This window comes from Paraburkholderia sp. GAS33, assembly GCF_050436645.1.
Classification (GTDB): Bacteria; Pseudomonadota; Gammaproteobacteria; order Burkholderiales; family Burkholderiaceae; genus Paraburkholderia; species Paraburkholderia phenazinium_B.
The window spans coordinates 171,916-182,521 of the sequence record NZ_JBNDMP010000014.1 but is presented as its reverse complement, the minus strand read 5'-3'; the positions used below and the strand labels follow the sequence as shown (position 1 = coordinate 182,521).

The following is a 10,606-nucleotide window of genomic DNA, read 5'->3' as shown; positions in this document are numbered from 1 at the left end:
TTACTGTTGGTCGTGCTCAGACCTGTGGACAGCGAGCTAACACCCGTCGACAGCGAGCTCACGCCCGTCGAGGTCGAAGTGGACAGGCTGGCGACGTTACTGTTGGTCGTGCTCAGACCCGTCGACAACGAGCTCACACCCGTTGAGAGCGAGCTGATGCCGGTCGAGGTCGAGGTCGACAGTGAACTGGCACCCGTGGAGATCGAAGCCGACAGCGAACTGAGGCCCGTCGAAGTCGAGGTCGACAAGCTGGTGAGGTTGCTGTTGGTCGTGCTCAGGCCCGTCGACAGTGAACTCACCCCTGTCGAGAGCGAACTGATGCCTGTCGAGGTCGAGGTCGAGAGGCTCGTAAGATTCGTACCGACGGCATCGATCGCTTGGTCGGCCGCGTACAGTTCCGAACCGTTAACTGCATTCGTGCTCGTCGCGCTTACCACACCCGCAGCCACGTTGGTGATCTGACGCTCGGATCCCGGTGCACCCACGCTTACCACACTCGTCGGTGTTGTGCCGGCATAGGTGTATGTCGACCCGTTGATCGTACCGCTTGCTGTCGGGTTGGGGGCGGCGGTTATCGAACCAGAACCCAATGCAACGTCGTTCGTGTTGTTCGCAACTGCGTTGGACCCTAACGCAACACCATCTGCTGCCGCCGCCCTCGAAGTATCGCCCATGGCGAGCGAACCTGCTCCCGATGCACTCGATGCATTGCCAAACGCCACCGACCCCTGACCGCTTGCCGTATTGGCATTGCCCGCAGCGACCGCACCCTGACCGTTCGCGATATTACTGTTACCCAACGCAACGGCACCAGTTCCGGTCGCGCTATTCGGATCGCCGATCGCAACTGCGCCATTACCAGAGGCCGTCTGCCCAAGACCGATCGCTACAGCGCCTCCAGCCGCTGTGGCGCTATTCGCGGTCGTGCCGCTTGATCCGATCGCAACATTCTGCCCCGTCGAACCGCTCGTCACCCCGTCACCTTGAGCAATGCCGTTAGCATCGTTCACCACTGCGTGATAACCAATCGCGACGCCCGAAGTTGCAGTGCTGATTACGGACGCCGCGCCGCCTATTGCAATCGAACTAGCCGCCGCCGCGGTAGCTGCGGTGCCTGCCACATTACCGCTGGTACCTATTGCTGTCGAACCGACCCCTGTCGCCTGCGCACCGCTTCCAAGAGAAGTCGCATAATTCGCCGTCGAGTTGGCGCTAACGCCAAGTGCGGTCGACCCAGCACCCACCGCCGAAGTACCATTGTTACCGATCGCAACTGTGTTCGAACCACTCGCCGTAGTTTGCCCTCCAATCGCCGTCGAGTCTTGACCCGACGCAGTAGCACTAGTACCGAATGCGAGGGAGTCCCCGCCAATCGTGGTGCTCGATGCCTGCGCATGGGATCCGATTGCAATAGAAGTACCAAGGCTAATGGTGCTGGCAGTCGCGCCAACGCCGATCGCTATGTTTGAGTCACCAGCGGCGCCGGTACCTGCTGTTGCTTGAGGACCAATGGCAATAGAGTTACCGGTTGCGACACCGCCGCCTGCCTGAAATTGCGCCTGTGCCATCGGCGCGAAACCGGCCGCCACTGCGATCACCGCGAGCACTGCTGAGCTGCGAGCTGCTGATTTCGCACGCCCCTTCCCGTCCGCCCTGGCAAATTCCGATGCCACGACCAGCTGACCCAGTGTTTTATTCCAGACGACGCTGTAGATTCTGTTCACGCATTTCCCCTCAAACCAACGTGTGCCGCGCCATGCCCGCAGGGATATCTCGCACGATAACCAGCTATGGATGGGGCGCTCCCCGATGCAACGGCAATCGCGACAATGACGGGTTAACCCGGTCATTAATGGACTGATTGATTCAGGATCCACACGCTGAAATGCGCGTTACACTTTGTTGCAGCAGCTTAAAATCAATTCGCCTGACACACTGTCAAGGATTAACAAATCGACCATGCTTAACTTCTAAATATTGTTAAGTCCGTACAAATTGATGCTGTTGAAAGCAAAATGCAATTAGATTTCCGGGCATTCGATAAAACCGGGGAAGTGACGGACAGAGCGGTTCGAAATCCAAGCTCGACCGTCGAATTCGGCAGGCCCATGGTGGTGGGCAGGCACGCGAGCGCCCAATGAGGATCTGCATACTCGATGGTGATCCCGCCCATTCCATGCTGATTGCACCTGCCCTCACACGAACTGATTATTCATATTTCTTCTTTACTGACAGGAAGATGTTCGTCAGTCATATCTGCCAAAATCCATTCGATCTGCTGGTTGTCAACTGGAAAACCCTCAATTCAGAAGCACCGGAAATCATCCGGTGGATACGCGAACGTATTTCGGCAGACATACCCATATTGTTTATTGCGGCCCGCGCTGACGATAACGGCGTTTCATCGATACTCGATGCCGAGTGCAAACGATTATCTAATAAAACCATTCCAGACCAGGGTGTTCATCGCACATATCGATGCCCTGTTGCGCCGGACATCCCCGCAGAAATCGCATGCGGGAAGAGAGAGGTTCGGTATCTATGAGTTCGACCTGGCGGCCGAACAGGTCAAGTTCGGGGACCACCGCATCGGCCTGCCGCAGAAAGAATTCGAGCTTGCATTGCAATTCTTTCGCAGGCTGGGTGAACCGCTGTGCCACTCGCGCCTCTTCGAAAGCATCTGGATGAAAAGCGAGGCTGCACACTCCCGGGCCCTTGATACCCAAGTCTCGATGCTGAGGACCCGGCTAAGGCCTCACAACGGGTACCGCCTCACCCCGGTCTATCGGACTGGATAACGGCTGGATCAGGTCAGTGGGTATGAATGAAAGTGCCCCTGGGAGCAACAAGCAGAATCGCTGATTCAAGCCGGCGAGATACCGCGACCGTCTGTCGTACACTGTAGTCGCGACGTATTCGTCGCTTTCCGGTTGACTGGCCAATGTCCTCAGGAACGTAGCTGCGTCGCTCCAAATTCCCGTTCACGACCACGCTTTGTTGGCACATAGTGGTTATCGGCGTGAGATCGCTAGTTAGTCGGTCCACTGCGCCCTCGGTTTGAACCGCGGTCCTTTCGGCTCGCTGAGATGACGGACAGGCCGGCGACTTCGCGCTCGCCTGAGCTATTTGCACAACCACCATTCTCCGGGTGGTGCGGACCCGCCCTATGCGCCGGTGGCGTTCTGTCCATGATGGCCCGATCCTAAAGAGCCGTACCTTGCCGCGTACCATTTGGGTTCAAGCCTGTCGGCACGTTTGGCTTGTTGCGAGTAACGGCGCGTTGCAGACGTTCACATGTGTTGGTCGTACCCATTCATCCCTTGCGCCTCTCCGCGTTCGTGCTGGCAGATTCCGCGCCACCTCGTGGCTCGGCGTACCGGACAGCTGCCTCGTTGTGCAGCGGAACGACGAGGGAAAGCAATCGGCGCACATAAGGGACGCGGTTTTGGCCTAGAGCTGAAACTCAACGCCCGATACATCGCTCTGGCTGCGGCTGATCTCGCGTTGCAGCTTCAGGGCCGCCGTCTGCGAATTGCCGCTCGACACGAACGTCTAGCTCACGCCCGCAATCTGCTGATAACAGGTGTTGGTGTTACCCGATAGCGTCGCGGTCCAGTATGGCCGGAGCACACTCAGATAACGCCATGGATATCAGTTACTTTTCGGTGCGCAACTCCGTCCCGAAGCGTGCACTGGCGCCAGTGCAGCTCCTTCAAATTCCTGATGTGTGTGAATCGCACAAATCATAGCCTGCTCGCGCTCGTCAAAACTCGGGCCTAACCTACCGGCTCATCCGATTTGCACCAGAACCTTTTCGGTCGCATATCAAGCGCTTCGAAGAATGCCTTCCGACCTGACGCCACCAGCAGTCAAGCTCACGACAACTGCCCGTCGGACGCACTTCTCTCGCTCCACAGATCGAGCAACAAATTTTCAAAATCTCTGGCATACGAACAAACATCGAACAATGGCAGGTTCATCCGCCTTGATACCAGATGAGACCGGTATGCTGCCAGCGCCCGCGGGTCTTCAATCAGAAGGCCGGCCATATCCACATACTCCGTCTCACTGTGCGCCGCCAGCTCTGACAATCCGGCCGCGTTTAGCAAGGATGCAGCGACTCTCGATGCGAACGTTTCGCCAACGAGTGTCAGGACTGGAACGCCCGCCCACAAGGCGTCACTGCTGCCGGTATGTCCACCGTACGGGTGTGTATCCAGCATCAGATCCGCACACGAGAGCCTCGTTATGTGGCGAGGAATCGCCTCAAGTGCAGCAAAGTACAGCCGGCCCGGATCGACGCCGCGAAGCGATGCCTCAAGCCGGAGATTTTCCGCAACGGCTACATTGGTCTGCAGCAGCCATAGTACGCATTGAGGATGTTCGCGCAATATCCGGCACCAGATGTCGAACATCGCGGGGGTGACCTTGAACGGTGAACCAAGATTTACGAGAACAAATCTGTCTTCCGGCAAGCCTAATTCCAGTCGTGTACAGTCTTGCGGCAGTGGTCGCTGCCGATCGTTGGGCTGATACGAGAATGGTAGTCGTGCGATCCGCTCGGAGTAATGGTGCTCGAATTCAGGCGGCACGACTACGGAATCGGCGATCAGGAAATCAACCGCCGGAGCACCGAATCCGGACGGGTTATACAGATAGGCCACCTGAATCGGCGCGGGACGCTGCGTCAGAACGCCGACTCTGGGATCGGTTAGGTTGCGGAGGAAGAGAAGGATGTCGATTCCGTCCTGCTCGATGAGCCGTACTATCTCGTCATTCTCGATGTCCGACACGCAGCGAAACCGATCGAATGCCTGTACGGCTCGCTGGCGTAACGGATCATCGATCGATGGTCCGCTGTCGTAGGCGATGTATTCGAACCGATTTCGGTCATGCTCCTCAATCAAACCGATCATCAGATGCATAGTCGCCTGGTTATAAAAGTCTGCTCCGAGGAACCCGACCCGCAGTTTGCCCGTACTGGCTGTCGCGTCCAGTGTGCGTTGGGCACGAACATTTTGTGGAGGAAAAAGCCCTCGCATATGACGTCGGCTCACCTCAAGCAGATCGTCGGCCGTAAAATGCGGCGACGCGAGAAGCGGTTCACCGATCGCGAATCCACCTTTGTGTCTGAAGGTGTCCCTCAGAACTCGCTGCAAATAGTCATAGCGCTGCCAGTTGCAGACGTTGAGAGAGCAAACCAGCTCCTTGCCAATCAGATTGAAGTCAACGGGATCCCATTCGTTAACCTTTTGATAGATCCGACGCGCCCTGTCCAACTCACCGTTTTTACAATACTCATCGGCCGACTCAATCATCGCGGCCTTGTTGAACTGCTTCATGAGTTGACGTCCTGTTTTTATGCGCTAAACAGGCTCAATTATGCAACAGCATCCGTTGCCCGTTGTTTGGGACCGTTGCGGTCCAACACTGACGCTGCAGAGCGCGCTCAATGGCTACAACCATTGGCAAGGACGGTAAGTCCGACAAGGTGGCTGCTACCGCTGGCCCGCAGCGCGCTCGACCAACACCTCATCTGGTATCAATCGAATGACACGGCGCAGCGCTGGAACCTGAAGATGCCGATTCTCCCCAGCTTGAAGAGCGCCAATTACAACGTCCGCTGCGCGCAGGTAACACTCCTTCGCGAGGCAACACGCGCGGACAAGCTAATTGTCGGCATTACAGGCGTGCTCCAGCACCTCGATTCTTCTTCGAGGCAGCCAATGCACGCCAGGACGTGCATCCTGCACTGGCTGAGAGGCGGCGCCGAGGATGCTCGTCCTGGATGCTCATAGCCAAGCGAGTCATGCGCTCGCGTGCGGGAAAACCTGCCTCACCCGCCGCCTTAACGTACTTTGGCGCCCTTTTCCTCGCCCCCCCCGTTGCTGGCACGAAGACCGAGAGGGTCCCCCGTCGGAATATTTGTCGCTCCAATACAATCGATGAACCTGGGGCGATGATGAGAAAACCAATCGCAAAATGCGGACAAGCATTCAAGGACAGAGCGGTTGCGTGGTTGCTGCCGCCGGAGATCCCAATCAACCGTACGCCACTGATCAATTCTATGATCTCACAATATAAGCAGTGCTTTGCATATCGATCTCGTCCGCTCCTTGACCCTTATCGCGACAAAACCTCATTTCACGGTCGGAGATACAAGCAGCGTCAGAAGGCGAATTAGCGTTCGGCCGGAGCGCTTTTTGCGATGCGCGGCCTGAGGCGCGGAGCTCCGTGGTCGATCATCGCGCAATCCCGAACATCTTGGGCAGGAGCTTGGACCGGGTCCGCCAGAAGAAAGCGGAATACCCTACGGCAAAGACCGCAGCGACACTGGCGCATGTGTTCACCGGCCGCGCGCGCGGGCGGGACGAAACCCAGTAATGTGACTGGCCCGGTGTGACCGCATGACGGGCACCTTATGACCGGGTCGGGCGGCCGGACGCCGAGCCTAACCTTTGCTTCCCAGTAACCCGTCGGATCGAGCTGCAGCAGCCATGTCCGCATCCGCCGGGCCCAGCGCGATACCAGCACCACCTGAAGACCGCACTTTTCCGCTGCTGCGGCATACGGCATCTGCTGCGACAGCATGGCCGTGAACGTCATGAGCGTGCAAGCCGGCGCGCGCTTGCCAATGTTGGCCAGTGGAGTGCCGGTTAAGCGATTGAACTGGCGCTTACAGGTCTGGCACACGAAGGCCGGCAAACGCAACTTGCGTGGCCCTGCTGATCTCCGAAACCGCGTATGACGGTCGCCGCAATGACCACACGCAGGCGGATTCTCGGACAGCGAAAACACTTCGGCAAGGTGCGCCTGCACAAATTCCGTGAGGTCCGTATCTTCAGTATCGGGTAACGCATGGCCGTTGAACCGCTTGAGCGGAATCGACAGATTGAACTGGCGCACGGGAGGCGCGGCGCTCCGACGCCTGCTTGATGCTGTAGTCATCACATACCCAAATAGATCGGTTAGCGGGAAGCCAAACGTCACGCGGACGGTCAGAAAATACGCTGGCTTGCAGATCGGCGTGCGTGCAAAAAGTCATCGACCGATAAATCCATCCGCGTCGACGCTTTCCCTGCTCCGCAAAAGGTTCAAACGCCCTTCAGTTGTCGTCAACTCGTTGGTCTGATCAAGAATCCTATCCACATCGATACGTTCGGGGTGAAGTTCATTGCTGAACAGGCCAGCGTCTAAAAGCCATCTGAGCGACAAGCTCACGTGCCCGATTGCTTGACCCGCTTCATCAAGCCATGCCGAAAACCGTACTGAACTGCACCGGAAGCGCCACGCGAATTCATCTCGCAACTAGCCGCCGTCTGTACGACCGTTGCAGGTCGATCCAGCGCAACCTGCGAAAAGCTTCTCGGTGTTGCGGTGCGCTTTCATCGTTGTCCATCTCCCTAACCGGGATCGGCTTTACGTCCTATTTGCGTCGCGCCCGCTCGATTGCTTCCTGAGCGATTCTCGATGCGTCGCTGCCGTCAACAAGCACGCTTTCCTTGCTGGGAAAGTTGTTGTCGCTCTTCGTGTCCGAATCACACTTACGTTGCGCCCGCTGGATTGCATCCTAGGTGATTTTCGATGCGTCGCGGTCGTCAACAAACGCCTCATCCTTGCTGGGCGGATAGATATCGCTCTTCCTCGAAGCACGATAGCCGAATGAGACCAGGTAAGCGAAGGCAAGCATCGCGAAGAAGCCGACTCCTGCTACCGAAAAAGCAATCACCTTAATCATGACGTTCGACCGGAAGTACAGCCATAGCTCGGAAGCGATGAAGAGGCTATACCCTAGCAAGCTCATCACTCGCACGACCCACACCCCTCTCTAGGTTTCGTTATGCTCATGCTTCCGTTCATTCCCCGGTTTTTCCGTGCTAACCATTCAGGACCAGCGTGTGCCAATACTTGACTTTGGACCCTTATAAAATCAATAGCACTTAACCATCGTTAACATTTGACCCGTCGTGCGCGCGAATATGTTCGACGCACATCAGGGAGGCCGCGTGAGGCGAACCAGTGCCAAACGAACAACTGCTTTCGCCGATCCGCCTGCAGAAGGCCCTGTCGGTGAACGGCCCGGCCGTCAGACGGGCGGTCACCGTCGTAATGGACGGGCATACGTGGTATGCCCGAATCGAAATGTGACGGCTGCCGTTTTTATCCCGATGATGCGTCCTGGGCCGGGGCCGAAACAACGGAAGCCCCGAGTTTCCTGTGGTTCTGGGAAAATCCTTGCCTGTGGTGCCTGCGCCCTGCCCTGTCGCCGTAGTCGAGGCGTTGGAGAGTCGAATTTTCACGAAAAGATATGTAGGACTACTGTTCATTTGACATATAAGAAATTAGCGAACAAACCTAGTGTAGAGGCTAAGTTGTAATGTCCGCTGGTGCCGACGGGACTGCGAGGCCGGATTCTGCGCAACAGAAACGGCCATCGAGCTACGCAACAGCTTGTGGGGCATTTCCGCGGTCATGGATCAAGTTGAGCGGAGACGCAAGCCCTCCAATGACAATTAAAGGGCACGACCGCTATCCTTCCTTGGCGCGCCCATCGATGACGTTGTACCAGGGTTTGTGATCGGCTGGAAAGCGTTGAAACGCTGGTTAGAATGACTGTTAAATAAAAAAATAAATGCCACTGCGAGTCACCTTGGACGGCGAAGGATAGCGACGGGGGAAGACCATGAGGGTTGCGATACTTGAAGACGATCCGGAGCAGGCGCGTTTCGCGGCTGAAACGCTGGCGGGGGCTGGGCACGTCTGTCATGGTTTCGTCACGGGAGACGACCTTGTTCGGGCATTGCGGCGGCAGACATTCGACCTGATGTTGCTTGACTGGGTGGTGCCTGGCACGTCTGGCGAGCAAGTTTTGCGATGGACACGTCAAAGCTTTGCTGAGAACCTGCCTGTGATATTCATCACGGCGCGTGGCCGCGAAGACGACATCACATCAATTTTGAATGCCGGTGCTGATGATTACGTTATCAAGCCTATATCGGCCGGCGTGCTGCTCGCCCGCGTCTCTTCGCTGCTGCGACGCGCCTACAGGATCAATCCAGCCCCCCGGGAGGTGTTCGGCGAGTTCGAGTTTGATCTACCTTCCGCACGATTGCTTCATAAAGGCGAACCTGTGACCCTTACGCAACGCGAGTTCAACCTGGCACTTCTGTTGTTCCAGAATCTTGGACGGCCACTGTCGCGTGCTCACATCCTCGAGATGGTCTGGAAGCAGGTGGTGGACATTCCATCGCGCACGATGGACACGTATATATCATGGCTGCGGACAAAGCTGGGACTGCGGCCGGAGAACGGATATCGCCTGACGCCAATCTACGGCTACGGGTACCGCCTGGAGCAGATCGTCTCAGCCGAGCCGATCTCCTGACGCGTTGAAAACGTTCGCAGACATCTGAATGGCTAAAGTGGGTCGCGTTATGCCCTTCAAATATTCGCCGCGATCGCGAACGATCGAGCTGCGCCTCGGACCGGAGTCGGCGGCCAGTTTCGGCCACTCGACGCTGTGTCGTAGATCGCTAACGATTGACCACGCGTAACGATGCCTTTGATTCGCAACACATGAAATCTCGCCTGAAAGCATATTTCGCCTTGGCAGCACTTGTCGGCTTCCAGATCGCGCCATGTAGTTCAGCTTTGGCTCGCGCGGAGGCCGCGATCAAGACGGTTGAATCGTCGCGACCGCCATATGTCGCCAGGACCGCTGGAAATTCACTGATTTCGGTTACGTTGCCGCCAAAGCTGTTGCGCCTGGACATGAACACCGAGAACTCGATCGCCTCCGAGACCGGTGATTTCAAACCGGCACGCTATTCATTCCCAGATACTGTTGTTCCGCAAGCGGTCCTTGGCGACCTGACCAGAATCTACCGTTACGATCGTCGACGGGAGGTTCCACTCGTGTCCTCGGGCGGCGATTGGCTAATCGCGGAATACTTCATGGCGGGCTCCCATATCCCCGTGTCACGATTTCGGTTGCTGGGCAAGCAGGTCCAGCGGCAGGAACTGTTGGACGAGGGAGGACGAACAATCAGGATCATCGCTATCGGCTGGGCTCGCCCATCTGCGGAGGAAGATGACGAGACGACGAATATGTCAGAGCTCGGCGAACATCCTGCCTGGATCCGCGTGTTCAAGGTGTCTCCTGCTGGAAAGAAGACGCTCGTTGCCGTAGCCTGGAGACGGGAGGGTTTCGCCGCTGCGCCTGCGACCTATGACGAACCGGACGACAAGTTACTCATGTTCGGTCTACCAGATGGTACTGTGAAGTGGCGTACGAAGGCCGAGTTCCTCAAAGCGCAGGATATTGACCTCAATGCCAAAAGCTTGTTGGGAAGGTCAGGGGCGGGGTCGAGCTGAGTCGTCATTGTCGGGCTCAGTCCGTTTAGGGTTGTTCGATGCCTGCCATCGTCCACAGGAATGTGAGGGTGCCACCACGCCTTGCTGGCAGGCGTCGAACGAGCCTCGATGGAGGAAACCGCGGAGTGCCCCGATGCGGTCGGAGTCGTGGCGGCTATGGCGATTGATAGGCCGGGATGCCCGGCAATGTTGATGGATGCGTGAGGAGGCGGGATGCTGGATAGGCGCTGAC

At 57.1% G+C, this 10,606-nt stretch carries 7 protein-coding genes and 1 pseudogene; 3 read left to right on the top strand and 5 right to left on the bottom strand.

What is annotated here, in order from left to right; translation table 11 throughout:
• Positions 1-1,850: ESPR-type extended signal peptide-containing protein (locus P3T24_RS32565; protein ID WP_429440943.1), on the bottom strand; the 1,850-nt coding region annotated here is incomplete at its 3' end.
• Positions 1,851-2,414: 564 nt separating this feature from the next.
• Here P3T24_RS32565 and P3T24_RS32560 point away from each other — a divergent pair.
• Positions 2,415-2,798: a response regulator transcription factor gene (locus P3T24_RS32560; protein WP_429440941.1), complete on the top strand. Its 384-nt coding sequence runs from the start codon at positions 2,415-2,417 to the stop codon at positions 2,796-2,798.
• 655 nt (positions 2,799-3,453) lie between these two features.
• Here the strand turns inward: P3T24_RS32560 and P3T24_RS32555 are convergent.
• From P3T24_RS32555 to P3T24_RS32540, 4 genes and pseudogenes are all read right to left on the bottom strand, one after another.
• Positions 3,454-3,618, bottom strand: a pseudogene (locus tag P3T24_RS32555) (ShlB/FhaC/HecB family hemolysin secretion/activation protein); the annotation flags it as partial.
• Between the two features lie 257 nt (positions 3,619-3,875).
• Positions 3,876-5,342: a UDP-N-acetylglucosamine-peptide N-acetylglucosaminyltransferase gene (locus P3T24_RS32550; RefSeq protein WP_429440940.1), complete on the bottom strand. Its 1,467-nt coding sequence runs from the start codon at positions 5,340-5,342 to the stop codon at positions 3,876-3,878.
• 838 nt (positions 5,343-6,180) lie between these two features.
• Positions 6,181-6,906: a DUF746 domain-containing protein gene (locus tag P3T24_RS32545; RefSeq protein ID WP_429440939.1), complete on the bottom strand. Its 726-nt coding sequence runs from the start codon at positions 6,904-6,906 to the stop codon at positions 6,181-6,183.
• A gap of 664 nt (positions 6,907-7,570) precedes the next feature.
• Positions 7,571-7,804, bottom strand: coding sequence for a hypothetical protein (locus tag P3T24_RS32540; protein ID WP_429440938.1), 234 nt, complete (start codon positions 7,802-7,804; stop codon positions 7,571-7,573).
• A gap of 879 nt (positions 7,805-8,683) precedes the next feature.
• Here P3T24_RS32540 and P3T24_RS32535 point away from each other — a divergent pair.
• Together P3T24_RS32535 and P3T24_RS32530 are read left to right on the top strand one after the other, a co-directional pair.
• Positions 8,684-9,385, top strand: a complete 702-nt coding sequence (locus tag P3T24_RS32535; RefSeq protein WP_429440937.1) for a response regulator transcription factor — start codon at positions 8,684-8,686, stop codon at positions 9,383-9,385.
• A gap of 191 nt (positions 9,386-9,576) precedes the next feature.
• Positions 9,577-10,374 carry a hypothetical protein gene (locus P3T24_RS32530; protein ID WP_429440936.1) on the top strand — a complete coding sequence of 266 codons (798 nt, stop codon included), beginning with the start codon at positions 9,577-9,579 and terminating at the stop codon, positions 10,372-10,374.
• Positions 10,375-10,606 lie beyond the last annotated feature (232 nt).